This window comes from Pseudomonas sp. B21-036, assembly GCF_024748925.1.
GTDB lineage: Bacteria > Pseudomonadota > Gammaproteobacteria > Pseudomonadales > Pseudomonadaceae > Aquipseudomonas > Aquipseudomonas palmensis.
Genome location: NZ_CP087178.1, coordinates 2251659 through 2275776 on the forward strand (window position 1 = coordinate 2251659; position 24118 = coordinate 2275776).

Here is a 24118-nt window from a genome sequence, read left to right on the forward strand (position 1 = left end):
AACATCACTCTGTCGATTGCCGGGAAAGCTGGGGTGTCAGGCCAGCACTGGTTCGAACATAGGCCTGTTTGGCTATATCGGTTATATCCAGAGTTGATCAGTTGTTAAGGCCACTTGTATGCTCGCGGTTCCGATTCCGCCCCTGCAGTGAGGCACCCGATGGCATCGCTTCTCCACGACCTGCTGGTCGGCACGCTGGACCGCGACGGCGGCGTGACCCTGCAGCGCCAGTTGTACCAGGCGATCCAGGCGGCGATCCTGCAGCGGCGCCTGCCGGTCAACCACAAGTTGCCCTCCACCCGGGCGCTGGCCGAGCAGTTGCTGGTCTCGCGCCTGACCGTGTCGCTGGCCTACGACCGTCTGCTCGATGAGGGCTACCTGTACGCCCGGCCCGGCAGCGGCACCTTCGTGGCCGACACCTTGCCCCAGGTGAAAACCGGCGTGCCGGCCCCCGATACGCCCGATCAGGCGCCGCTGTCGGCCCGGGGCAAGGCGATCAACGCGCGTTTCGGCGCGGTGGCGCGGGCCGAGGGCGCCTTCGTGGGCGGCGTGTCGGACGCCGACCTGTTTCCGTTTCATATCTGGAAGCGCCTGCACAACCGCTACCTGAGCAAGCGCCAGGCGCACCTGGCTGGCTACGTGGATCAGGGCGGCTATCGCCCGCTGTGCGAGGCGCTCAGTGCCTACCTATATGCGGCCCGCGCAGTCCGTTGCAGCCCGGCGCAGGTGATCGTGACCCAGGGCACCCACCAGTCGCTGGACCTGGTGGCCAAGCTGCTGGGCGACCCGGGGGACACCGTGTGGGTCGAGAGCCCCTGCCACTGGGGGGCGCCGGTGGTGTTTTCGGCGGCGGGGCTGCACTGCGCGCCGCTGGCGATCGATGCGCAGGGCGCCTGCCTGCCCTCGGCAGTGCCGGCTGCTGCGCCGCGGCTGGCGTTCGTCACGCCGTCGCACCAGTACCCCACCGGCAACATCATGTCGCTGCAGCGCCGGCGTGACTGGCTGGCGTATGCCCAGGCCAACAACCTGTGGGTGGTGGAGGATGACTACGACAGCGAGTTCCGGTACGACATCGAGCCGATGCCGTCGCTGCAGGGGCTCGGTGGCGAAGAGCGGGTGATCTATCTGGGCACCTTCAGCAAGGTGATGTTCCCGGGGCTGCGCCTGAGTTACCTGGTGGTGCCCGAGGGGCTGGCCGAGGCCTTCGGCAAGGGCCTGATCCAGCTGTACCGGCCAGGGTACCTGTCGATTCAGGCGGCGATGGCCGACTTCATCCAGGAAGGGCATTTTTCCCGGCACATCCGCAAGATGCGCGCCGAGTACGCCCAGCGCCGCAGTTGCCTGCAGCAGTGCCTGGACGAGGCCTTCGGGGCGCTGATCGGGTACTCGGCGGGGCAGGCGGGGTTGCACCTGGCGGTACGCATCGGTGCACCGGGCACGGCGCGCAAGATGCTGGCGCAGGCCCCGGCACATGGGCTGGTGCTGCGCGGCGGCTACAGCGTGGAGCCCGACGCCGATGACGACAACCTGCTGGTGCTGGGGTACGGCGGGGTCAAGGTGGGCGAGATCGAGGCGGCGGTGCAGCGGCTGCGGCGGCTGTACGACCAGGTGGCGGCAGGGCCGGCTCCCGCACCTGTCGTGTAGGAGCCGGCCTTGCCGGCGAAACGGCCTGCGCGCTCGCTGCTCTACCGGCCTCCCTTCTGGCGCTTGTCAGCCGGCTGCGGATGCCCGAACAGATACCCCTGAAAATGCGAGCAGCCTTCGGCCTGCAACTGCTTGAACTGCGCCTCGGTCTCCACCCCCTCGGCGGTGGTGTTGATCAGCAGGCTGCTGCTCATGCCGGTAATGGCGCGGATGATCGACATCGCCTCGCGGCTTTCGCCCATGTCGTGCACGAACGACTTGTCGATCTTGATCCGGTCGAACGGGAACGAACGCAGGTAGCCCAGCGAGGAGTAACCGGTACCGAAGTCGTCCAGGGCAATACGCACACCCATGTCCTTGAGCGCCTGCAGGGTACGCAGGTTGCCGTCGCTGTTCTCCAGCAGCACCGATTCGGTGATCTCCAGTTCCAGGCGCGACGGGTCGAGCCTGGCGTCGGTCAGCGCAAGCTGCACCACTTCCACCAGGTCGCTGTTCTTGAACTGCACCGGCGACAGGTTGACCGCCACCGATTGCTCGGTGGCCCAGCTGGCGGCCTCCTGGCAGGCCAGGTTCAGCGCCCGCGTACCCACCTCGTGGATCAGCCCGGTCTCTTCGGCAATCGGGATGAAGTCCATCGGCATGACCTGCCCCTTGACCGGGTGCTGCCAGCGCATCAGCGCCTCGTAGCCGGTGATCTGCCCGTCGTTGCCGATGATCGGCTGGTAGTGCATGTGCAGCTGGCCCAGGTGCAGCGCGGTGCGCAGGTCGGTTTCCATGATGCGGCGGCGCCGCGCGGCTTCGTCGAGCTCGGGGTGGAACAGCTCGTAGCGGTTGCGCCCGTTGCGCTTGGCCTCGTACAGGGCCATGTCGGCGTAGCGCAGCAACTGGTCGGCCTTGTGGTGGTCGACCGGCGCGATGGCGATACCCACGCTCAGGCCCACCGAGAAACTGTGGCCGTCGATCAGGAACGCCGGCGCCACTGCCTCGATCAGGCGCGTGGCGGTGCGCTGGGCATCCTCGAGGCGCGCCAGGTGCGGCAGCACCACGGCGAACTCGTCACCGCCCAGGCGCGCCAGGGTGTCCTGGTCGCGCAGCACGCTGCGCAGGCGCTGGCCCAGGGCGCGCAGCAGGCGGTCGCCGAAGGCATGCCCCAGGGCATCGTTGATGTTCTTGAAATTGTCCAGGTCCAGACACAGCGCCGCAGTCATGTGCTGGCGCGCCTGCCCGTCGGCCAGGGCCTCTTCCAGGCAGTTGTGGAACAGCGTGCGGTTGGGCAGGCCGGTGAGTTCGTCGTGGTGCGCCATGTGGTGAATCTGCGCGTGCGCGGCGATCTCGTCGGTGACGTCATCGGCGATCTGCAGCACATAGTGGCCCGCACCCACCTGCGGGTTGCGGCTGAGCAGGGTGCGTGAGCGCAGGGTGCGTCGGCCCAGCGGGGTGTCGAGGTGGTCTTCGGTCAGGTGCAGGCCGTTGTGGTTCAGGCAATGCTCGGTGAGGTGTTCGAGGTAGCCGGCCATCACCGGCACCAGGCTCTGCTGCGGGGTACTGCCGACCAGGGCGCACTGCTGGCTGGAGAACAGCTTCTCGGCCTGCGGGTTGGCCAGCAGGATCTGGCGTGACGCCACATCCAGCACCATCACGCTGGACGGGATGTTGCTGATCACCGAGTCGAGAAACTGCGACAGCGCGGCCATTTTCTCGCTCTGCGCCTCGGCCAGCTCCTTGGCTGCCAGCAGGTCGAGTTCATACTGGCGGCGCTCGGTGATGTCGCGGGTGATCTTGGCAAACCCCAGCAGCTGGCCATCGTCGTCGTGGATGGCTTCGATCACCACGTTGGTCCAGAAGTGCGAGCCGTCCTTGCGCTGGCGCAGGCCCTGGGCCTCGAAGCGGCCGGTCTGGCGTGCGGCGTCCAGGCACTGGGCGGGCAGGCCGGCGGCGCGGTCCGACGGGGTGTAGAACACCGAGAAATGCTGGCCGACGATCTCGTCGTGGGTGTAGCCCTTGGCCCGCTCGGCGCCGGCGTTCCAGTTGATCACATGGCCCAGCGGGTCGAGCATGTAGATGGCGTAGTCGTTCACGCCTTGTACCAGCAGGCGGAAGTGGCGCTCCTGTTCACGTTGTTCGAGCAGGGCGCGGCGCTGTTCGGTGCAGTCGCGGGTAACCTTGGCAAAGCCGACCAGGTGGCCGTCGTCGTCATGCACCGCGTCGATCACCACGTGCGCCCAGAACGCACTGCCGTCCTTGCGCAGGCGCCAGCCCTCGGCCTCGAAGCGGCCCTGGTCGCGGGCGGTCTGCAGGTTTTTCTGCGGCAACTGCGTGGCGCGCTCCTCGGCGCTGTAGAACACCGAGAAGTGCTCGCCGATGATCTCTTCGCCGGTATACCCCTTGGCCCGCTGCGCCCCGGCGTTCCAGTTGCTGACCACACCCTCCGGGGTCAGCATGTAGATCGCGTAATCGATCACGCTCTGTACCAGCAGGCGATACATTACATCGGAGTTTTCAATCATGTCGGCATCTCGGATCGCGTGGGGATGAAGCCAGCGGGGTGGGCAAGAGGAAACGAAAGGCGCGGGTGCGCAAAGCGGCACACTCAATATCAGGGCCGGATGCGAACGGCAATGATTCTTTGGTACTGATTTTGGCGGCGCTCAGGGATTTGCGCGGCGCGAGGTGGGCATTTGGCCAGCAACGCCGGCTCCTGCAGGCTGCGTGCGCCCGTGCAGGAGCCGGCAATGCCGGCGAAGGGGCTCAGAACTCCAGCTGTGCCGAGAACGTCAGGGTACGCGGCGCGCCCAGGAAGTGGTCGCTCAGCCAGTACGCCTTGTTGGTCAGGTTGCTGACGTTGGCGCGCAGGGTCAGGGCGTTGTCCGCCAGCGGCAGGCGATAACGCGCACCGGCATCGAAGGTAGTGAACGACGGCAGGCTGTAGTGGTTGGCCTCATCCACGTACTGCTTGCCGGTGTAATAGGCGCCGCCGGTCACGGCGAATCCGGGCACGCCGTTCAGGTCGTATTCGGCGTACACCTTGGCCAGCTGGCTGGCCACGCCCACCGGCTTGTTGCCCTCGATGCTGGCATTGGCCGCCTTCTTCACCTGGGGGTCGAGCAGGGTCAGGCCGCTGACCAGGGTCAGCTGCGGGGTGACCTTGCCGGTGATGCCGAACTCCAGGCCGTTGTTCTCCTGGCGTCCGTCCTGCACGTAGATCTGCTGCTGGTTGGTGTAGCCATTGGGCTTGTCGATGTTGAACAGTGCCAGGGTCAGCAGGGCTTCGCCCACTTCGGCCTTGACCCCCACCTCGTACTGTTCGCTGATGGCCGGGGCCATGGCCTGGCCGGCGTTGAGTGCGGTGTTGGGCGCGATGCCGCCGGCCTGCAGGCCTTCGATGTAGGTGGCGTAGGTGGTCAGCCAGGGCAGCGGCTTGTAGATCAGCGAGACGTTGGGCGAGGTCTTGCTCTGGTTGTAGTTGTCGATCTGGCTCGGGGTGCCGAACGATTCGGCCCACACGAAGTTGTCGCTGAAGGTCTTGATGCGGGTGCGGGTGACCCCGAGGATGGTCGACCATTGTTCGTTGAAGGTGATCACATCGCCCAGCAGCAGGTTGTCGGCCTGGGTGCGCGACGACAGGCGCTGGTCGCCGTGGCCGATGGAGTAGTCGGGCTTGGCGTACTGCGGGGTTTCATCCAGCGGGATCGAGCCGTTGCCGCCCACCGGCTGGTACTGCGGGCCCGGGAAGGGAATGTAGTCGGTGTAGTCGCGTACCCGCGCCACGTTGCCCTGGTAGCCGAAGGTGACCTTGTGGCCGATGCTGGCGGTGTCGAAGGCCGCGTCGGCGAACAGGTAGGCCGAGGTTTCCTCGCGCTCGACCGGGGCGAAGGCGTACAGCGGTTGGCTGTAGACCCCGGGCGAGGTCACGGTGGGGCCGGTGTAGGCGTACTGGGTGCGGTTGCGGTCGTGGGCCACCGCGCCGCGCAGGCTGAACACCTCGTTCAGGCGCCAGTTGAAGCGGCTGCCGACGCGCTCGTGCTCGCTGTCGGAGAACGCCCAGCGCTGGCTGTAGAGCTTGTCGTTGTCCAACTGATCGGCGTCGGGGCGCAGGCGCTGGTCGGCGAAGTACCAGTAGCTGGTCAGGCCGTGGGTCTGGTTTTTCTTGTACGAGGCGTCGAACTGCACCAGCAGGTCGTCGCTGACGTTCCAGTCCAGCGCCAGGCTGACCATCTTGCGACGGCGGTTCTGCAGGTCGATGGCGGTCTCGCCGTCCTGGGCCAGCACGTTGACGCGGTAGGCCAGCACGCCCTGATCGTCGATCGGGCCGCCGAAGTCGCCGTGCACATAGGCGTTCTCGCCGCCGGCGTTGCCCAGGGTCACGCTGTTGTAGCGCTCGTAGGTGGGGCGCTTGAGCACGTAGTTGACCAGCCCGCCCGGGCTGCCGGGGCCATACAGGAAGCCGCTGAGGCCGGTGACGATCTCCAGGCGCTCCATCTCCTCGACGAAGTTGCCGCTGTCGGAGCCATTGCTGAAACGCAGGCCGTCGTTGGCGATGTTGAGATTGCCCAGGTCGTTGAAACCGCGGATCGCCACCGAACTGGCATAGCCGGCGCCCGAGGGCGAGGTGAACTGGGTGAAGGGGCTGAGCTTGAAGATGTCGTCGGTGGAGGTGGCCTGGGTGTTGCGGATCAGCTCGCTGGACACCACGCTGATCGAATAGGGCGTGTCCTTGAGGGCCATGCCGCCCAGGGCGCCGACGTTCTTCAGCGAGTCGGTGAGGTAGCCGGCTTCGGCGCTGCCGTCGGCGATGCGGGTGGCGTTGACGTCGGTTTGCGGCAGGTTCAGCCGGGCTTGGGGCGCAGCCTGTTCATCGGCGGCCAGCAGCGGTGTGGCGATACCGGCGCAGGCAATCGCAAGCGCCAGCAGGTGAGGGCGGGGCGTAGGGGCGGCAACGGACATGGGGTCAGGTTCCTGATGTGAATGGTTCTCAGTAACCCTGTTGCCGCACGAGAAACAAAAAGTGACAGAGGCGCTGCAAAATAAATCGTGCAGCGCCTTTTTTTCAGGTTTTGAAGCGCCGTACCAGCGTGTTCATTTCGTTGGACAGCTGGGTCAGGTTGAACGCATCGCTCTTGGCTTCACTGGCCAGTTGCGCCACCCGCTGCGCATCGCCGTGGATCTGGCTGATGTGCTGGTTGATGCTTTCGGCCACCTGGTGCTGCTCTTCGGCGGCGGTGGCGATCTGGGTGTTCATGTCGCGGATCATGTCCACCGACTCGCGGATCTGGCCAAAGCGGGTGCGTGCCTCGCCGATGCGGCTGACCGAGTCCTGCGACAGGCTCAGGCTGGTGTTCATCTGCGCGGCGACCTGGCTGGTGCCGCGGGCCAGGTTGGCGAGCATGCCGTCGATCTCGGCGGTGGAGTCGGCCGTGCGCTTGGCCAGCGCACGCACTTCGTCGGCCACCACGGCAAAGCCGCGACCCTGCTCGCCGGCCCGCGCCGCCTCGATGGCCGCGTTCAAGGCCAGCAGGTTGGTCTGCTCGGCAATCGAGCGGATGGTGCTGAGGATCGACTGGATGGCGTTGCTGTCGCGCTCCAGCTGCTGCATGGATTGCGCCGACTGGGCGATTTCCTGGCTGAGCTGGTCGACGCTGCCCACGGCGGCGTCGATCTGCTGCTGGCCCTCGGAAGCCTGGCGCTGGCCGTTGTCGGCCGACTCGGCGGCCTGGCTGCACGAACGCGCGACCTCGTTGGCGGTGGCGACCATTTCATGGAAGGCGGTCGACACCATGTCCACGGCCTCGCGCTGGCGACTGGCGGCGTCGGCCATTTCGTTGGACACGCTGGTGGCGCTGTGGGAGTTGGTCAGGATGCCATCGGCGGCGTGCATGATGTGCTGGATCAGGCTGCGGATCGCGCCCAGGAACTGGTTGAACCAGCCCGAGAGCTGGGCCGTTTCGTCGTTGCCGCGCACGTGCAGGTTGCGGGTCAGGTCGCCTTCGCCCTGGGCGATGCCTTCCAGGCCGTGGGACACGTCGTTGATCGGGCGCACGATGACCTTGGCAAAGCTGGCACCGACGAAGGCGAACAGCAGCCCAAGCGCGGCGGCAATGCCGACGATCAGCCAGGTGAGGCGGGTGGCCGAGGCCATCACTTCACTCTGCTTGACCAGGCCGATGAAGCGCCAGCCCAGTTGCTCGGAAGGCCACACGTTGGCCATGTAGCGCTCACCGTCAAGCTCGATCTCCACCAGCCCCTGGGTAGTCTTGGCCAGTTGCGCATAGCCCTGGCCGAGGCTGTCGAGCTGTTTGAAGTTGTGCGCCGGCTGCTTGGGGTCGACCAGGATGTTGCCGCTCTGCTCCAGCAGCATCACGTAGCCGGTTTCACCCAGCTTGAGCTGCTTGATGATCTCGGTCAGTTGCTTGAGCGACACATCCACGCTCACCACGCCGCCGTTGGCGCCCAGCGCGTTGGGCAGGCTGCGCACGGTGCTGACCAGCACCGCGTCGTCGTTGGCCCAGTAGTAGGCGGCGGTACGCAGGGTCTTGCCCGGGTTGGCCTGGGCCATCTTGAACCAGGGGCGCTGGCGCGGATCGTAGTTGGCCAGGCTGGGGTCTTCGGGCCATGAGATGTAGCCGCCCTCGGTGGTGCCGATGGAGATGTAGCCATAGGCCGGGTGGCTGGCGCCGAGGCGGGCAAAGTAGTCGAACACCGGTTTGTCCTGCGGCCCCATCGGCAGCGTGGGGGCGTCGGGCGAAATGTACTTCTTCAGGCTGGCGTCGGTGTTCTGCAGCATGGGCAGCTTGCTGAGAAATTCGATGTTCTGGCTGATGCCGTCGAAGAACAACTGCATGGCATTGGCCACCTGTCGAATCTCGCGGTCGCTGCCGTCGACGAAGTTCTCCCGCGCTTCCAGGCGGATGTTGAGTATCACCAGCGTAGCGACGACCAGTATCGGTACGCAGGCGATGGTCGCGAAGCCCCACGTGAGTTTCTGTTTGATGTTCATATCCGCTCCGCTGACGCCGTTTAATTGTTGTTTCGTCTGGTCGGGTTATCGGCGTGGCGAGCGGCCGCTTGAGCAGCAAAGGCAAGGATTGTAGGACATTTCATCTGCGCACTGCTGCGGTGCACACAAGCGCGTTCATGCGCCGTTTCGGGGCGCAGAAAAGGTGGGTTCGCAGGGGGCGTGGAAGGGGCTGGCAGAGTGCTATGTGGCTGGCTTGCGCGTCGGTTTTCAAGGTGGTTTTTTGCGTTGGCCTGGTAGTTGCCTGCCGAATGGACAAAGGAATGTCGTATCGGGAGATGTAAATGTCGCTATCGAACAATTGCATGCAACTGTCCGCCGCAGAAAAGCGCTGGCTGCCATGGTTTGGCAAGACCGGCAAACTGGCCATGGGCTGGGCCTGCCGCCTCAACCGATCGGCGTACCCGGTGATCGGGCAGACCTTCGAAGCCATTGCGCATACCCGCGTCAAGTTGCTGCAGGGCTGGGCCCAGGAGCAGTGGGAGCACCTGGCGGAGCTGGCCGCCAGTGCCGGCAACGACATCCGCAGCCTCGATGGGCAGGTATTGCAGCAGAAGCTGGCGCAGGCCGAAGACTTTTCCGAATTGTTCGTGGTGGATGCGGCGGGCGAGGTGCTTGCCTCGACCTGGCGCGGCCAGGGCACGCGCCCGCGCATCGACCCACGGCCGCTGGCCGAGGGGCTGAAGGCGCCGTTTCTGCATGGGCCCTACAGCGACCCGCTGACCCTGGCGATCGGCCCGTCGACCTCCAGCTTTCATGATGAAGTGACGCTGATGTTCTACCAGCCGATCAAGGTCGATCGCCAGGTGGTGGGCTGCCTGTGCGCACGGGTGCCCAACGACGTACTGGGCGACCTGATCCAGCGCGAGGCCGGGCATATCTTTGCCGAGTCCGGGGACAACTACCTGTTCATGGTGCAGTCGCGTTTCGACCCCGGCCTGCAGCCGGGGGTGGCCTTGTCGCGCTCGCGCTTCGAGGACGGCACCTTCAGCCACAGCGAGAACCTCAAGAGCGGCGTGCACACCCCGTGGAAAACCGTGCAGGTGCAGCGCCACACCGAGCTTGAGCTGCGCTTCACCGACCCGGCCACCGGGCAATTGCACCCCGGCGTGCGCGAAACCATCCGCACCGGCGCCAACCTGTTCGTGAGCTACCCCGGCTATTCGGACTACCGCCACATTCCCGTGGTGGGCAAGGGCGTGACCTTTCAGTTGCCCGGCTCGCCGGACCGCTGGGGCATGATGTGCGAAGCCGACCTGGAGGAGGTGTACCGGCGGCGCTCGCTGAGCTACGGCCTGATGAAGCCGTACCTGGCGACGATGCTCGGCCTGTTCGTCAGCAACTACCTGGTACAGCACTACAGCGGCCTCGACCAGGGCCTGATCGATGCGTGCGAGGGCGTGAGCCTGCTGCTGGCCGCGCTGGTGTTCAGCGTGCTGGGGCCGCGGCGCCTCGCCGCGCGCCTGAGCGAGATGACCGGCGTGATCAGGGCCATCGCCGAAGGCGAGGGCAACCTGCGCCAGCGCCTGGACACCACGCGCATGGCCAATGACGAGACCGGCGACATGGGGCGCTGGATCAACAGCTTCATCGACCATCTGGACGCGGTGGTGGGGCAGGTGATCAAGGCCAGCCACAGCGTGGGCACCACCAACCAGATGATGCTGGGGCGCAGCCAGGCCGCCAGCCTCACCTCCGAGGAGGTGGCCGATGCCGTGCACCGCATGATGGTGATCGTGGAGGAGCAACTGGGCGAGATCCAGCAGGCCTCGGCCGGCGCCGAGCAGATGAAGCAGGCCATGGACGAGGTGGTCAGCCGGGCGCGGGAGCAGTTCCTGACCGTGCAGGCGGGCACCCAGTCGATTCGCGATGTGGTGCAGCGCTCATCGTCCAGTGTCAGGTTGCTGGACAGCCGCATGGCCGAGATCGGCAACATCACCGGGCTGATCAGCGACATCACCAGCCAGACCAACCTGCTGGCGCTCAATGCCGCCATCGAGGCGGCGCGTGCCGGCGAGCATGGTCGCGGCTTTGCGGTGGTGGCCGACGAGGTGCGCAGCCTGGCGGCGCGCACGGCACGGGCGGCCGACGATATCCGTACGATGGTCGACGGTTTGCACAGCGAGACGCAGCAGGCCGTGGGCTTCATGCAGAGCGGCGTGCAGGACGTGGATGACAGCCTGCGCCTGGCCGAGCAGGCCTCGTCCGAGAACGTGCAATTGCACCGGGCCGTGGAGAACATGTTCGGCATCATCCAGCAGCTCAACCAGCGCAGCCTTGAATACGGGCGCACCATCAAGGAGGTCGATCAGGCGTCACTGGAAATGCGCCAGACCGTGACAGTGCTGCACACCAGTGCCGAGACGGTGCGCTTGAATGCGAACAAGCTGCAGAAGCTGGTGGGCGTGTTCGAAGTCAGCCGCGGGGCAGGAGAGCCTGCCGCCGCATGATCCCGTTGGCGAAAACCCACCCCAAATCTTTTTTAAATCAGGGGGTTGCAGGCCCTCCCGAATGCGGACATAATGGCGTCCATCGAAAGCGACGAGAAATAAAAATCTCAACGTTTTCAATGAGATGCAAATCTCTACAGTTTGTACGTGATTGAGCTGCTTCAGAGGGTTCAGTCATTTGAGGCCGAGTAGCAAAGTGGTTATGCTCCGGATTGCAAATCCGTCTACGCCGGTTCGATTCCGACCTCGGCCTCCATTATTGAAAGCCCCGCAGATTAACGTCTGCGGGGTTTTTATTTGGGCGATAGAAAACCTGATCGTTTCCGCATCTTGAGGCATCGTTTCCGCATCAGCCCTCTACTTGGTCGGGCTGACCACTTCGCCGACTCGGCGATAAACACGCTTGGTGATTTCCTCTTTCCCTGGTCGAGAAGTGCATGACTGGTGGCTCGTACAAAAAGTCAGAGCCAAAGACCTAGTAACGTCCGTTACAGTCAGCGCCGCCTCATCAGGCGGCGTTTTCGTATGGGGGGAAGGCGCTGGCGGGCAGCGCTGCTGGTGTTATGCTTCGCCGCTTACCAAACAGGGAGAGTGGTAGTGAAACTGCGGGAAAAGCATAAGGTATTTCAGGAATGGTTCACGCCGCGGCGGCGTCGGCGAGCGGGCGGTACGTTGCTCGTCATCTGGACTGTCGGCATCTGCGTTTACCCTGGCAAGCACTGGATCTACGTGATGATTCCCGGAATGATGTGGTTCATGAGCGCTTGGCCTCCCGAGCTCCATGACAAGCGCTGAGGCACTGGCGGGCGGCGCCGAAGGGGCAGGCCGCGCGGCGCTTCAGTTGATCAGTAAGTTGCGTTGGCAGGTTGCGGATAGTCAGGCTGCTGCTGTCCTGGTCGAACTCAATCTTGGAGCCGAGCAAGTGAGGCTCGAAGCTGATCGACAAACCCTCTGCTCGACCGGTGTAGCGCCTGAACTGGTTCAGGGTGCGCTTGTGCGCAGTGAAGCTTTCCATCAGGCCGTAGTCCCCGGCCTTGATAAATTCGGCGAAGGTCGCGGGTCGATCTTCATCGAGCACCTGCACCGTGTAGTGAGGCCCAAATATCAACATCAACCGGTCGGAACAGGGTCAATGCGGGAGCGCATTCAGGTGGGGCAAGACGTAATGCTTCGCGGCGGCATGCGCCGCCCTTTGTGACCTGAGCGCCTACGCAAGTTATCGTGCGGTTATGGATGGATTACTGAAGGAGGCGTGAATGCTGTGGTTCGGAACCGACAAAGCCAGGTTCAAGGTTCAGCGGCGCATCGCGGGCGTCGTCTTGTTCATCGCGGTCTTCTTTCTGGCCGCACAGCTCGAAGCATGGCGCTCAGATAACGCCGCATTTGGCGATGTACTGGACGGCATCATCTTGACTGTGTTTGCAGGAGGCATGTTCTACCTGGCAGGCAGATGGTGACTCTGGTGGCCCTCCGTGGCCGGATGCGGCATGGTGGTGAATGAACCTTTTCATACAGCGTCGTCTACATTGGAGAGGCTATCCCCTTTCTGAGAGTACGGCCATGCTCAAATCGAAAACGTTGATCTCAGTGCTATCAAGCCTTGTTTTAGTTACAGGCTCGGTCGGCGCATGCGCTGACCCCGGTAATGGAAAAGGGCAAGGCAACGGAAAGGGTAACGCCCACAATGCTCAAGGCCACGGCAACCAGGGGAGCGGGGCGAAGGGAACGCGTTCAGGTCAAAATGACTGGGACCACGGCCCGAACATTGATCGTGGCAGCGTCCTGAATGTACTGAACAGTTACCGCAATTATTGGGCCCCAAGTCCAGCACTACCGCCTGGCATCCAGAAGAACTTGGCACGAGGAAAACCGCTCCCTCCTGGCATCGCGAAAAAGCTCGACGCAAGACTTATCGGCCATCTACCGCGCTACGATGGCTATGAGTGGCAACAAGCTGGCACAGACTTGATTCTCGTTGCTATTGCCACTGGCATCATCTACGAAGTGATAAATGGAGTGCTGGATTAAGCTCGATCTATTAGAAGCTCGCATCAGGCTTTTCAGGCGGCGCGCTTGCTCCTCTGCATGCGAGTTGGAGGGTTACGGGGGCTGTGCGCTTGGACCGACAAGGAGCCGATAGCGCCTGAAGTACGTACCGTCGATATCAACTTCTCCGTCAGGGCGAAACCCTAGGCGCAGTACACCTTTGATTCGAACTCTGGTTGGTGGAAGCAGTAGGGTAATCGACTCCAGCCTCAACTCCTGAACAGCGCGCCGTACGATTTCATTGAAAATTACCTTTCCCAATCCCCAGTAGTGTGGATGGAGCACCAAGGCAAGATCGGCGTCGTCGCCCTCTTTCTGTAGCCCACCCCAACCGGCAAATTCATTCTCGACGAAGAAGGCCCAGGGCCCATATCCGTTAAGGACCCATTGGGCCTCTTTTTGGGCGACCCATGCCTTGCATTTTTTTTCGTCAAAGTCGGGGCGGCCCAAGGGCATCTGGCGTAAGACATCTGGATTGTTGTTAAGCGCCATGATGTCATCGGTTGAAACATCGCTGAGATGTCGGAACGTTAGCTGCATGATTTGCCTTGCGGATGACTTGATGTTCACCAATACCGGCAACCCACCATTATTTCAATGTCCAGGGGCGTGATGAGCAGACCGATGCCGCCACCATCGCCGACCGGATCAACCAGCAAAAGCTGAACCTGGCCAACCAGTACGGTGACAGCGCCTGCGGCATGAGCCTCGACGAGTACAACCAGAAGCTGGCGGCCCTTAAATTATGCTCATGCAGAAAAATGGCTCAAAAAAAGCCCGCGCTAGACGGGCTCAAGTACGCGTCGGGACAGTGACCTCACACGTTATGAGGGCTCAAATCGGGTGCCGCAAGCATGACACAGCCAACTACGGCGCCAGACTTCCAACTTGTCGTATTGCGCGACGTTGAACCGCCAATGACGAACAAAACCGATCACGCCGATTGCAATGAACGCAACGCCAATGAAGAACCTGGTCCAATCGACTCCCCACCAGGTGTTCATGAGTTTAAGGCCGTCATACAGGATGATGGAGCCCACGATCGTAAGTATGACGGGCCCCAGCAAGCGTTTGCCTGGTGGGGGAGAGACGCTGGCGGCCAGGTCAGTCTGATGTTTACCCGTCGTCTCGACCGTAACACTTGGCCCTACTCCGGATTGCACTTGATGAGTGGTTTTGATGCGGGAGGTGCCTGCGGCATGGATAACGGACAGCAGTTGAACATTTTGCCCGTGACAGTGTGGGCACGCGACGGCATTGTGACTTACCACTAGTTCATTCCTTTGAAATGACAAAGTGCGCATTTTAAAACAGCTCCGAACATTCTTGCACTTGGTGGCATTTTGCTTGCAGCCACTTTGCTGGTTGACCGAGAGGGGCTCTTTTCATCTTGAATCCATCGCTGTGGTAGCGCATTCGATTCATCCGCCCCTGCACCAGGGTGGCGTGCACCGTTGAAGTGAGCTATTGCTGATGTTTCGGCACCTGGCCGACTCAGGAGACAATTCGATGAAACAGCTACTGTTGGGCGCCTTGCTGGTGAGCGCTGCCGGCATTGCCCATGCGGACATCCCGCTGCTTAACGCCACCTGCCCAGGCAACATCGAGGTTCACGCCGATGAAGGCGGGCCGATCTATATCAATGGCAAAGAGGCCACGTTGAAGAAATTCAACGACAACTATTTCGAAGCCAAGGGCAGCGGGATAACCGTGTCGCTCACCATCAGGCCCGACGGCTCGCCGGATGTGTCGTACACCGGCAAGAATCGTGCGAATGGCGTCTGCGAACTGGCCGATCAGGACTGAACGCCAGCGCCCGGTAAGCGCTGGCACGATGCGTCACTCAACCGCTGCGAAGGCAAGTGCCGCAAGCGTTCTGGCGCGAGGGTCCATCAGCACATGGCTGCCCATGGTGGTGGTCACGAAACCAAAGCTCATCTCCCGGTCTGGGTCTGCGAACGCCACCGGCCCGCCTAGCCCAACATGACCGAATGCCTGCGGCCCCATGCAATAGGACGCGTCAGGGTCGGCGGCATGTTCCATCATGCAACCCAGGCCATAGCGCATGGGGCGCCGCAGGGTCTGGTCGAACCCTGCACTTTGCTCTGTGCCGAACGCCTTCAACAGTTGTGGCCCCAACAACTTGCCTTGCAGCAGGGCACTGTAGAAGCCCGCCAGGCCATGGGCGTTGCCATGGCTGCAGACGCCCGGCTGGTGGTAGCCCCACCAGCGCGGATTACCCGTACGGGTGGGTGAAAGGCTGGGGTTGGTGAATGCCAGGGTCGCCACATGCGCAGGCTCATTGAGGATGAGGCTGCGCAGGTCCTGTGCGAACCGGTCACCCACTCGGCCGGGCGCATGCTCGAAGTGAGCGATACGCTTGAACTGATCGGCAGGCACGCCCAGGAACACATCCAGCGCATGGGGTTCGAGGATCTCCTGGTGTATGAAAACCCCGGCGTCGCGACCGTCCACGCGGCGGATCAGCTCACCGATGATCCAGCCATAGGTGGTCGCGCCGTACCCCACCTGTGTGCCTGGCGACCACCACGGCTGTTCGTCTGCTGTCACCTGGGCCATGTGGTTCCAGTCGTACATGTGGGGCGTGCGATCCGGCAGGCGCAGCGCAGGCAAGCCGCTGGTATGGCTCAACACCTGGCGAAGGGTGATTCGTTCTTTGCCGTGTCGAGCGAATTCAGGCCAGTGTTTGGCCACGGGATCATCCAGACCCAGTCGGCCCCGTTCCACCAGCATGAGTACCGCCACAGCGGTGATCGGCTTGATGGTGCAATAGGCGTTGACCAGGGTATCGCGCTGCCAGGGGGCATGGCCGTGCGCATCCTTCACGCCGCCCCAGATGTCTACGACGGTCTTGCCGCCGACCTGTATGCAGACACCGCCACCGCGCTCGTGGGGCTCTTCCAGGATGGCGGCGAAGGCCTGGCGGACCGGTTCAAAAGCAGCGTCACATCGTCCTTGTACCTGCATCTCATTGACTCCATTCGATCGAGCGCTGAACTCTAGCCCGTACTGCGCGGTGGGGGTGCCGGTGCCCTGCGCTTGTGCGCACCGTTCGTCCAATGCCCGGCACTCCCACACCCTGCGAGGCTTCTCACGCTTATGCGCGGGCATCCCGTGCAGCAGCCTGGAGAAGCACCATGGACATCGACGAGAACGCACCTGGCAACAGGTCACAGCAGGGCGTTACGCGCACCACCGACAACGAAACCGGTCACGATCCAAGGCGCGAGGCGCCAGAGGTGCCACTGCCGCCTGACGACGAAGCGGCGGTCGAAGAAGACATGACCGATGTGGAGGCCGGCAACTCGGTACTGAGCGAGCATCCCGAGGCAGGAAACCACAGTCGCGACGACCACCCGCATGCGGGCTCGCCATTGCGCGAGCAGGGCGATGAGAGAAAGGAGACGCGCGACGTGCCTGCGAGCGATCCTGAGTCCGGTGCCTGAACCCTCGCCTGGTCAGTAGGTGGCGGTGATCGCCTGAGCCAGCTGCCGATCTGTCATCAAAGGTGGCCGGGCGGTCGCACGATAATGCCGAGACGCCTGCTCGAACTGTGCGCCGCGTATCTGGCCATCCGAGCCAACAAAGGCCAGCGCATCGCTTCTGGCCGACTTGAACAGATCGGGCGCATTGAAGGTCAGCGCGGTGGTGCCCGCCACCAGGATGCTCGGCACGAACGTGGTGTACATCAGCGCCTTGTCGAACGGATTGGCGTTTTCGGCAGCCGCAGCGTGGCTGCTGGCCAGGACAAGCAGGGCGGCGCCCAGGGCGTTCCATACGGTCATTTGCGGTTCCATTGCACCGGGTGGCTTAGCGTGATCTCAGGCTTCGATGCAGGCTCAGCACGCCCTTGTCGTCGAACAGAAAGATGATCTGGTTGCCCACGTTGTCCTGGCAGATGACGCCTTCATTCTGGCTGTCGACGATGCCCTGGCATGCCATGTTCGACACGTAGGGGCGCAGTTGGCACTTGAGCGTCTTGCCATCTTCGATCACCAGTTGGTGGTTGGGCGAGATGCTCTGCGGGTCTGGGGCCGGGCAAGTGCCCTGGCCCCAGTCGATGCCTTGATGATTGGGCTGATGATTGGGCTGGGTGGTGCAGCCGGCCAGCAGCACCAGGGGCAACAGGTACTTGCACTTCATGGTCACGGGTCCTGGTAGTTGCATCATTGTTGTGTTAGCGCTGCAGACTACAGGGTGAGGGTTTTCATTACCCTGCACTGAGTCTCGTTTTGAAGAACTCGCCCGGGCGATGTCAGTGCTGCGCCGGGGCGGTGCCGCCATCGATAGGGAGTGAACTAGCGCGCGGGCTCACCATCGGCCAGCCCTCTGGCCAGGTCCACGGCTGCGGTAATGGCGGCCCTGGCCTGGGGGCTGTTCTTCCAGCAGGTCGAGCCCAATGCGGCAGATGCCTGGGCAAGGATGTCAGTGACATCCGATTTGCCCAGCTCGGCCAGGGAATCGATACCCATCTGCTCGAGCCGGGTGATAACGGTGGGGCCTACGCCCTTGAGCGCCAGCAGGGCAGTACGTTCTGTCGGGGAAAATGCCATCGATGAAATCCTTTTCTGTTCTGTCGAAGCCTGGCGACAAGCCCGCTCAACGCATGAACTTCACGAACACCAGTTCCGGGTCGCCCGGGTCGAGGTTTTCGATTGTCCCGCTGTGTTGATAGCCCAGCTGTGCCAGGAGTTGGCGCATCGGCAGGTTGGAGGTGTTGGTGGATGTGAAAACCTTCTGCGCCGAGGCGACTCGCTCCAGGTGTGTCATCAGCTGGCGGCCGACACCGGTGCGCCTGGATGCATCTGAAACGACCACCAGGGGAATGAAGTACTCACCGAAAAAGCTTCGGTCCAGGCAACCATAACCCAAGGGGGTGGCGGCGTCGTTCGCTTTGCAGGCAATCCAGCACTCACGTGCGCGGATGGCCTGCGCAAGCTGCTCGCGGCGGCGTTCATCGTTGCGTGCAACAGCGTCAATGCCTGTCAGGTGGTGGATGTCCTCTGTCAGGGCCTGCCTGATGGATAGGCTCATGGTCTCGCCTTGTCGGTTTGATGCCGCGAAGTGTACTTCAGGGACACTGAATCCATAAAAGTCGCGATATACGCAACTTGGCGCTACAGTGCCGAATAGTCCCGTCATGGTCTGAACAAGGAAGTTTGCGATGATAGCGAAGTTGATGGTCACCGTTGGTATCGTGTTTTACGCCGTCGTGGTACCGATCCTCGAAATCAATGATACCCACGTCTTCAATCAGGCCTGGGAGCCACACGCGCGCCTGCATGAAACCTGGCAGCTCTTCACCAATACCGCCATTGGTGCGTACAGCGTCTGGCTGGTGTGGGGGCGCGATAACCTGAGGCTGGCGAGCCTGCTGACCCTGTTCGTCACAGGCGGGTTCCTGATGGCGTACTGGCTGCGCGATGGCTACGGCGGCTCGATGGTACTCACCGACGGTTCGGAGAAGATGATCCTGGGCGTCAACCTTGGTCTTTTTGCCTACGCGCTGGCCATTTTGCTGGCGGGGCTTGCGGTCGCCCTCGAGCGGCGCGGGCCCGATAGGTCGCTGGGGGCTGACCAGCGCTAAGCCGTTGACCAAGGGGGGGATGAAGGGGCGCGTCACCCCGCCTGCCGTTCCCGCCGCAGTGTATGCCACAACAGGGCGGCCGACAGCAGGCCGGGCATCATGAAGATATACACGAGCTGCGGGAACTTGTGAGTGAAGCCGGCCAGCACGCCGCCCCATATCAGTGTGACTGCCACCCCGCAGATCAGCAGGCGACGGTTGGGTACCACGGGTATTTCAGCCATCGCCAGCAGGTAGATCTTCCAGCACGACCAGAGGCCGAACAACGAAATCGACATCAGGCCCATGGCTATGGGTATCGCGAACAGCGGTTGCTCACTGATGACCAACATCGGGAAGAAAAAACCGATGCACCCGGCAATGAACAGCAGCGTCAGGGGCATCAGGCCCAGTACGGCAGCCAGGGTGAGGCCCATTCGAAAGGTGGTGAGTTTGTCCATACAGCTACCTGCGACAACGAAGAGAAAACACTGCAGCCCACGCACTGTGCCATGGCCATGGGCATTTTCAAGGGCGCGAAAAACGCGATGTAGACGCTCTGCGGCAGTGCGCAAGGGGCCAATTCATGCATGATGGCTGATTGATGTCAATGTTGCCTCCCTGCTGCGCCTTTAAAATCGAGGCACATATCGATAGGCGTTGCGTGCCGGGGAGTTGTGGCAATGTTTGGTAGAAAGTGGCGAGAACAGGTCAACGCACAGGCGCGTGAGTTGCAGGAGCTGAAGCAGCAGAATCTGGCGCTCCAGCAGGAAAACCAGCAACTGACCGATTTGCTGGCGCAAACCCAGGGTGAGCAGGCCGAGCTCAATGCCTACAGCCGTTACCAATGTGATCTGCACAGCAAGATGGGTATGTTCGACGAGTCGATGAAGCAGACCCGTGATGGGGTGGTCAGCCAGGCCGAAACCCTGCGCGGGGAGGTCGACCACCTCAAGGCCAACAGCGGCGTGTTCAGCGAGACGTCCGAACTGCTTTCGTCGTTCTCCACCTCGCTCACGCACATGGCCGGTCAAGGCGTGAGCAGTGTCGAGAGCGTGACCCACCTGCAGGCGCGGGTCAGCGAAATCAGCAGCATCGTGGGCTTGATCAAGGCCATTTCAGACCAGACCAACCTGCTGGCACTCAACGCCGCCATCGAGGCGGCGCGGGCCGGTGAGCAGGGGCGCGGGTTTGCGGTGGTGGCCGACGAGGTACGGGCCCTGGCCCAGCGCACCCACCAGGCCACCCAGGACATCAGCGTGCTGGTGGACGCCATCAATGTCGATACCACGGCGGCGAGCAACTCGATCGGCAACCTCTCCAATGAAGCCACGCGCCTGGCTGGCGACGTGTCGACCTCGGCGCAGACCCTGGACGAAATGGTGGTGATGGGGGACCACATGACCACCCTGATCGAGAACATGGCCCTCAGTTCGTTCTGCGAGGCGGTCAAGCTCGACCACCTGTTGTTCAAGCTGATGGTGTACCTGCGCCTGTTCAATCAGGACCCGAACCTTGAGCTGTCGGACCACAAGCATTGCCGCCTGGGCAAGTGGTACCTGATGCCGGAAACCCAGCAGATCTACCAGCACGACCGGGCATTCGCCCAGCTCGACGACCCCCACCGTATCTGCCACGAATCGGCCAGCCATGCGCTGCACCAGGCGCAGCACAAGGACTGGAGCGCGGTGGTGGCCTCGCTGGACAGCATGGAGACCGCCAGCCTCAAGGTGAACCAGGTGCTGCAGGCGCTCGCCCATCGCGGCGACTGATCGACAGTTGCAGGCACAGGCGCGAGGGAGCAAGAGTGGTAGGATCCGTGCGATCGGATCGGGTAAAGGGAGTGCTGCATGGTGGGGGAGCTGGATGAGCGCGACGTCGCACGTCGTTTCTGCGTTGTCTGTGCAGTCATCATTGCGGCGGTTGGTCTCTGTGCTTCCCTGTACTGCCTGTTGAGCCCGGCCAGCATGTTCCCCTCGCTGGGCCCGGTGCTGGCGATTTTCGCGCTGGCACTGACCAACCTGCTGTGCCTGCCACTGGTGTTTGCCTATTGGCTGTTGGCGTTCCGGCCTGATGGTGCTCGGGTGTTGCTTGTGGTGCAAGGCATTGCAATGGCGCTGTTTGCGCTGTGGTACGGCCTTTTGCTGCTTTGACGTTGGTTGGCTGCGTCGGCACGTGCTGGCAAGGTTTTATCGCGGGTTTTCCACCAGCTCCGGGTGGCTGTCGAGGTTGCTGAACCTCGCCGAGTAGCGTCGGTAGTCTTCAGCATCGCGCTGCAGCGTAATGGCTACGTGCTTGCCGTCCCAGATAAGAATGTCGTTGTTGAACAGAAGCCCTGAGCGCATCTCCAGGTTCTGGTTCTCGCGCCGATTCGGTTGGCCATATTTGGACACGAGCAACTGTTGCACCTCGTTGAAGCCTTCCGCGCTGCCCGATATAGACAGGTACTCCAACTGCCCTGCGTTGAGCTTCATGCCCAGCTGGTAGTCCGCGCCAAGTCCGATGTAGGGAGCGCCCCTGACCTGGTAGTAATCACTCATCGACGTCTGCTCCAGGCACATCACCTCGGGAGGGATATGCGTAGCGTCGGCGGAACAGGGTGCGAATTCGGCAAGGTTGTTGCCATTGAGCTTGATGCCAGCAAAGTTGTCGGGTTCGAACTTCCAGATTTTGGCGTTTCCCGGCCAGTAGTCGGCCCAAGTGGCAGGTGCCAGGAGCAGCCCCAAGGTGATGGTCAGCAGATGAGCGTTCAAGTCGAAATCTTTTGATCAGACGGTGCCGCGTGATGCACGCGAAAAAACCACGCCTATTTGGCGGCGTATTGCACTCAGTCAAACAGAAAGCCGATTCGCTTTATGTAGGATTTTTCTCAAAAGTGTTTCTGATTCAAAAGAAAATCGTGATTTGCACAAGGCTTGAACGCAAACGTCCGGCACATGGCCGGACGTTTGCGTAGTGGCAGGCGACTTAACGGTGGCGGTGCTTGCGCTTGTGCTTGCTGGCGCTGTGCCTGTTGTCATCTGCCAGATGATTGCCCACCGCGCCCCCGGCCGCGCCGCCCAGGCCGGCGCCGACGGTCGAACCGGTGGAGCCGCCCAGCGCATTGCCGATCAGTGAGCCGCCAGCCGACCCCAGGCCACCGCCCACGGCGGCCTGGGTGCGGTTGCCCTTGCGCGCACCGGCCGCGCTACCTGCAGCGCCACCCAGCCCGGCACCGATGGCGGCGCCGGTGCTGCCGCCGATCTGCTGGCCAACCACATTGCCCAGTGCGCCGCCCAGCCCGCCACCGATGGCGGTGGTGCCGTCGCCGGCAACGGCAGTCAGGGGCAGCAGGATACCCAGGGCGAGGGTAGGCAGGGTGAAACGCATGATGTGAACCTCAGGTACTTGATCTGCAAGATGATTTTTTGGTGCTGTTCAGACCGCGCGCTGAAGGTTTGGTTTCCCGTCGCGCCATTTAAAAACGTGGTGCGCCCTTGCGAGGCTTCGCGGGCCTCGGCGAAGATGGCCGATTGGCTTTTGCACAGTGAGGTTGATATGGCGCAGTACAAGACCGTTGGCGAGCTGGTGGCAGCCTTGTCGCGGCTTCCGCAGGATGCACGGGTGGTGGTTCAGGGTGGCCTGGGCCTGAAGGACATCAGCCTGTTCGGGGCAGGGCAGGTCCAGATCGAGTTCAAGGAGCAGATCATCGACTCCTCGCCGTCGTGGGTAGTGTTCGTCAAGCAGTGACTTCTGCAGGCTGTGCTAGCGTGTACAGATACGGCAATTAACTTGTACAGAAAATTTTCCATGTGCAAGTATCGCCGCAACCCCCGCCCAAGGGGCTGCCAGGGAGTACCGCATGCGACCACCACCCATCGCGCTGTGCAGGCTGCTGTTGCTGATCGGTGTGCTGGCCTGCGGTTACGCCCAGGCGGGGTGGCGGGCCGACCTGCCGGATGCGCTTCTGGTAGGCAGTGCTGAATTCAGGACCTGGGGCCTGGATATCTATACGGCGCGATTGTGGGCCCCCGGTGCACGCTTGAATGAGGGCGATGGCTTCGCCCTCGAGATCACCTACCGGCGCGCGGTCAGTCGCGAGCGGTTGGTCAAGGTCAGCCTCGAGGAGATCCAGCGTCTGTCTGCCACCCCGCTGACGGCAGCGCAACGGGACCAGTGGCAGGCGCAGATGCAGCAGGCGTTCGTGGATGTAGAGGCGGGTATGCGCATCACGGGCGTGTACGTTCCCGGGCTTGGCTGTCGCTTCTATGTGGGGGAGCGCCTGCAGCACGAAGTGCGTGACCAGGCATTCGCCCGTGCGTTCTTCGCCATCTGGCTGGACCCTCGCAGCCGCTACCCCGACTTGCGTCGGCAACTCCTTGGAGCCTCCCCATGAAAGCCTGGTACCTGTTGGTGTTCCTGCTATTGGCCGGCTGCGGCAATGTCGATGTCGAGGCCTACCGCAACCAGTCACCGGCGTTCGACCTGCGCCAGTACTTCAACGGCCGCGTCGACGGCTGGGGCATCGTGCAGAAGCGTTCCGGCGAGGTCATCAAGCGTTTTCACGTGCTGATCGAAGGGCGCAGCGAAGGCGATAACGTGGTGCTGAACGAGCATTTCACCTACAGCGACGGCACCCGGCAGCAACGCACCTGGACCATTCGCCCGGACGGCCCGGGACGTTGGCGCGGCACGGCCGGGGATGTGGTGGAAGAGGCGCGCGGGCAGAACGCCGGTTTCGCCTTGCGCTGGCAGTACTTGCTCGACGTACCGGTGGACGGCAAGACCTGGGCCATCCGCTTCGACGACTGGATGTACCTGCTGGACGATAACACCCTGGCCAACCGCTCCTACATGACCAAGTTCGGCATCGAAGTCGGGCAGGTCACCTTGTTCTTTCGCAAGCAGGTGCAGTAGGCCGGCCGAGACGGTGCAGTACCGGCAGCAGCAAGGCCCACACGGCGGCAAGCACCAGCAGGCTCGGCCAGGTGCCCAATGGCAGCCTGGCACCGGCAAGCTGCACACCGCCCCAGTAGGACAACGGGCCGCCCACCGCGCCCAGCAGGCTGGCCCGCCACCAGGGGTTGGCGGTCCAGTGCAGGCTGTGGCGCAAGGTGCAGGCGAACACCGGCCACAGCAACAGCAGCCAGAACGGCGGCAGCCAGCGATGACCGCCAAACTCGAACACCCCGAGCGCCAGCAGCAGGCTGTCGGTCAGCCAGCCGCACAGGCTGACGGCGACGATCGGGCGCACCTCGCCGGGCTTGGCCAGGCAGCTCAGGTGCGTCACCAGGCAGGCCACTGCCACTGCCAGCAAGGCGGGGTGGCGAGCACCCAGCACGCAGGCGAACCAGCCAAGCTGAAACAGCAACGCATTGCCCAGCACCGCTGCCCAATGCG

The 24118-nt window shown here is 62.8% G+C and carries 24 protein-coding genes, 1 tRNA gene and 5 pseudogenes; 15 read left to right on the forward strand and 15 right to left on the reverse strand.

All coding sequences use genetic code 11. The features are described from left to right. Positions 1-159: 159 nt before the first annotated feature. Positions 160-1644 carry a PLP-dependent aminotransferase family protein gene (locus tag LOY33_RS09990; protein WP_258662537.1) on the forward strand — a complete coding sequence of 495 codons (1485 nt, stop codon included), beginning with the start codon at positions 160-162 and terminating at the stop codon, positions 1642-1644. A gap of 41 nt (positions 1645-1685) precedes the next feature. Here the strand turns inward: LOY33_RS09990 and LOY33_RS09995 are convergent, their stop codons facing one another. The 4 genes and pseudogenes from LOY33_RS09995 to LOY33_RS26030 form a co-directional block, all read right to left on the reverse strand. Further along, positions 1686-4151, reverse strand: a complete 2466-nt coding sequence (locus LOY33_RS09995) for an EAL domain-containing protein (RefSeq protein ID WP_231390776.1) — start codon at positions 4149-4151, stop codon at positions 1686-1688. Between the two features lie 241 nt (positions 4152-4392). After that, a pseudogene (locus tag LOY33_RS10000) lies at positions 4393-6483 on the reverse strand (TonB-dependent receptor); the annotation flags it as partial. A gap of 208 nt (positions 6484-6691) precedes the next feature. Further along, positions 6692-7519, reverse strand: coding sequence for a methyl-accepting chemotaxis protein (locus LOY33_RS26025; protein WP_370409200.1), 828 nt, complete (start codon positions 7517-7519; stop codon positions 6692-6694). Positions 7520-7549: 30 nt separating this feature from the next. Beyond that, a pseudogene (locus LOY33_RS26030) lies at positions 7550-8638 on the reverse strand (sensor histidine kinase); the annotation flags it as partial. Between the two features lie 1817 nt (positions 8639-10455). Here LOY33_RS26030 and LOY33_RS26035 point away from each other — a divergent pair. After that, the gene (locus LOY33_RS26035; RefSeq protein WP_370409201.1) at positions 10456-11106 is read left to right on the forward strand and encodes a methyl-accepting chemotaxis protein; all 651 of its coding nucleotides are present in this window, start codon (positions 10456-10458) and stop codon (positions 11104-11106) included. Between the two features lie 182 nt (positions 11107-11288). After that, positions 11289-11362 (forward strand) — tRNA-Cys (locus tag LOY33_RS10015). A gap of 498 nt (positions 11363-11860) precedes the next feature. Here LOY33_RS10015 and LOY33_RS10020 read toward each other — a convergent pair. Continuing rightward, positions 11861-12187 (reverse strand): annotated as a pseudogene (locus LOY33_RS10020) (nucleoid-associated protein); the annotation flags it as partial. A gap of 175 nt (positions 12188-12362) precedes the next feature. On the opposite strand from LOY33_RS10020, the gene LOY33_RS10025 reads away from it, so the two are divergent. Both LOY33_RS10025 and LOY33_RS10030 read left to right on the forward strand, forming a co-directional pair. Further along, positions 12363-12563 (forward strand): hypothetical protein, encoded by a 201-nt coding sequence (locus tag LOY33_RS10025; protein WP_043861703.1) that lies wholly within the window; start codon positions 12363-12365, stop codon positions 12561-12563. Positions 12564-12666: 103 nt separating this feature from the next. Then, positions 12667-13134 carry an anti-virulence regulator CigR family protein gene (locus tag LOY33_RS10030; protein ID WP_081315104.1) on the forward strand — a complete coding sequence of 156 codons (468 nt, stop codon included), beginning with the start codon at positions 12667-12669 and terminating at the stop codon, positions 13132-13134. Positions 13135-13206: 72 nt separating this feature from the next. On the opposite strand, the gene LOY33_RS10035 is transcribed toward LOY33_RS10030, so the two are convergent. Then, a complete protein-coding gene (locus LOY33_RS10035; protein ID WP_309475766.1) occupies positions 13207-13692 on the reverse strand; it encodes a GNAT family N-acetyltransferase in 486 nt (161 codons plus the stop codon). A gap of 314 nt (positions 13693-14006) precedes the next feature. On the opposite strand from LOY33_RS10035, the gene LOY33_RS10040 reads away from it, so the two are divergent. After that, positions 14007-14426, forward strand: a complete 420-nt coding sequence (locus LOY33_RS10040) for a hypothetical protein (RefSeq protein ID WP_143516626.1) — start codon at positions 14007-14009, stop codon at positions 14424-14426. A gap of 235 nt (positions 14427-14661) precedes the next feature. Beyond that, positions 14662-14958 carry a hypothetical protein gene (locus LOY33_RS10045; protein WP_043861706.1) on the forward strand — a complete coding sequence of 99 codons (297 nt, stop codon included), beginning with the start codon at positions 14662-14664 and terminating at the stop codon, positions 14956-14958. Positions 14959-14991: 33 nt separating this feature from the next. On the opposite strand, the gene LOY33_RS10050 is transcribed toward LOY33_RS10045, so the two are convergent. Continuing rightward, the gene (locus tag LOY33_RS10050; protein WP_229590221.1) at positions 14992-16140 is read right to left on the reverse strand and encodes a serine hydrolase domain-containing protein; all 1149 of its coding nucleotides are present in this window, start codon (positions 16138-16140) and stop codon (positions 14992-14994) included. A 170-nt stretch (positions 16141-16310) separates the two neighbouring features. Here LOY33_RS10050 and LOY33_RS25920 point away from each other — a divergent pair. Next, positions 16311-16502, forward strand: a pseudogene (locus LOY33_RS25920) (hypothetical protein); the annotation flags it as partial. Positions 16503-16631: 129 nt separating this feature from the next. On the opposite strand, the gene LOY33_RS10060 reads toward LOY33_RS25920, so the two are convergent. The 4 genes from LOY33_RS10060 to LOY33_RS10075 all read right to left on the reverse strand — a co-directional run bounded on the left by LOY33_RS10060 (position 16632) and on the right by LOY33_RS10075 (position 18207). Further along, entirely contained in the window at positions 16632-16958 is a 327-nt protein-coding gene (locus tag LOY33_RS10060) for a DUF2388 domain-containing protein (protein ID WP_043861709.1), read from the reverse strand. A gap of 25 nt (positions 16959-16983) precedes the next feature. Next, positions 16984-17316, reverse strand: coding sequence for a hypothetical protein (locus LOY33_RS10065; RefSeq protein WP_043861710.1), 333 nt, complete (start codon positions 17314-17316; stop codon positions 16984-16986). Positions 17317-17471: 155 nt separating this feature from the next. Then, complete coding sequence (locus tag LOY33_RS10070) at positions 17472-17726, reverse strand: helix-hairpin-helix domain-containing protein (protein ID WP_236176147.1); 255 nt, start codon at positions 17724-17726, stop codon at positions 17472-17474. Between the two features lie 46 nt (positions 17727-17772). Continuing rightward, the gene (locus tag LOY33_RS10075) at positions 17773-18207 is read right to left on the reverse strand and encodes a GNAT family N-acetyltransferase (RefSeq protein WP_258662540.1); all 435 of its coding nucleotides are present in this window, start codon (positions 18205-18207) and stop codon (positions 17773-17775) included. 130 nt (positions 18208-18337) lie between these two features. On the opposite strand from LOY33_RS10075, the gene LOY33_RS10080 reads away from it, so the two are divergent. Then, positions 18338-18760, forward strand: coding sequence for a hypothetical protein (locus LOY33_RS10080; protein ID WP_116053622.1), 423 nt, complete (start codon positions 18338-18340; stop codon positions 18758-18760). Between the two features lie 32 nt (positions 18761-18792). Here LOY33_RS10080 and LOY33_RS10085 read toward each other — a convergent pair whose 3' ends face one another. Beyond that, positions 18793-19200 (reverse strand): hypothetical protein, encoded by a 408-nt coding sequence (locus LOY33_RS10085; RefSeq protein WP_078481846.1) that lies wholly within the window; start codon positions 19198-19200, stop codon positions 18793-18795. A 639-nt stretch (positions 19201-19839) separates the two neighbouring features. Here LOY33_RS10085 and LOY33_RS26040 point away from each other — a divergent pair. The 3 genes and pseudogenes from LOY33_RS26040 to LOY33_RS10100 form a co-directional block, all read left to right on the forward strand. Next, positions 19840-20115: pseudogene (locus LOY33_RS26040) on the forward strand (methyl-accepting chemotaxis protein); the annotation flags it as partial. A gap of 45 nt (positions 20116-20160) precedes the next feature. Then, on the forward strand, positions 20161-20511 hold the full coding sequence (locus LOY33_RS26045) for a CZB domain-containing protein (protein ID WP_256213296.1): 351 nt from the start codon (positions 20161-20163) through the stop codon (positions 20509-20511). A gap of 78 nt (positions 20512-20589) precedes the next feature. After that, positions 20590-20892 (forward strand): hypothetical protein, encoded by a 303-nt coding sequence (locus LOY33_RS10100; RefSeq protein WP_258662541.1) that lies wholly within the window; start codon positions 20590-20592, stop codon positions 20890-20892. A 36-nt stretch (positions 20893-20928) separates the two neighbouring features. On the opposite strand, the gene LOY33_RS10105 is transcribed toward LOY33_RS10100, so the two are convergent. Together LOY33_RS10105 and LOY33_RS10110 are read right to left on the reverse strand one after the other, a co-directional pair. Next, positions 20929-21492: a hypothetical protein gene (locus LOY33_RS10105; RefSeq protein WP_258662542.1), complete on the reverse strand. Its 564-nt coding sequence runs from the start codon at positions 21490-21492 to the stop codon at positions 20929-20931. Between the two features lie 214 nt (positions 21493-21706). After that, the gene (locus tag LOY33_RS10110) at positions 21707-22108 is read right to left on the reverse strand and encodes a glycine zipper domain-containing protein (protein ID WP_043861716.1); all 402 of its coding nucleotides are present in this window, start codon (positions 22106-22108) and stop codon (positions 21707-21709) included. A gap of 168 nt (positions 22109-22276) precedes the next feature. On the opposite strand from LOY33_RS10110, the gene LOY33_RS10115 reads away from it, so the two are divergent. From LOY33_RS10115 to LOY33_RS10125, 3 genes are all read left to right on the forward strand, one after another. Then, positions 22277-22468, forward strand: coding sequence for a hypothetical protein (locus LOY33_RS10115; RefSeq protein ID WP_043861717.1), 192 nt, complete (start codon positions 22277-22279; stop codon positions 22466-22468). Positions 22469-22580: 112 nt separating this feature from the next. After that, complete coding sequence (locus LOY33_RS10120; protein WP_078481844.1) at positions 22581-23114, forward strand: chalcone isomerase family protein; 534 nt, start codon at positions 22581-22583, stop codon at positions 23112-23114. Then, on the forward strand, positions 23111-23635 hold the full coding sequence (locus tag LOY33_RS10125; protein ID WP_258662543.1) for a DUF3833 domain-containing protein: 525 nt from the start codon (positions 23111-23113) through the stop codon (positions 23633-23635). Before LOY33_RS10120 ends, LOY33_RS10125 begins: the two co-directional genes overlap by 4 nt. Here LOY33_RS10125 and LOY33_RS10130 read toward each other — a convergent pair. Beyond that, a complete protein-coding gene (locus tag LOY33_RS10130) occupies positions 23604-24089 on the reverse strand; it encodes a DUF2878 domain-containing protein (RefSeq protein WP_258662544.1) in 486 nt (161 codons plus the stop codon). The genes LOY33_RS10125 and LOY33_RS10130 overlap by 32 nt on opposite strands. Between the last annotated feature and the right edge of the window lie 29 nt (positions 24090-24118).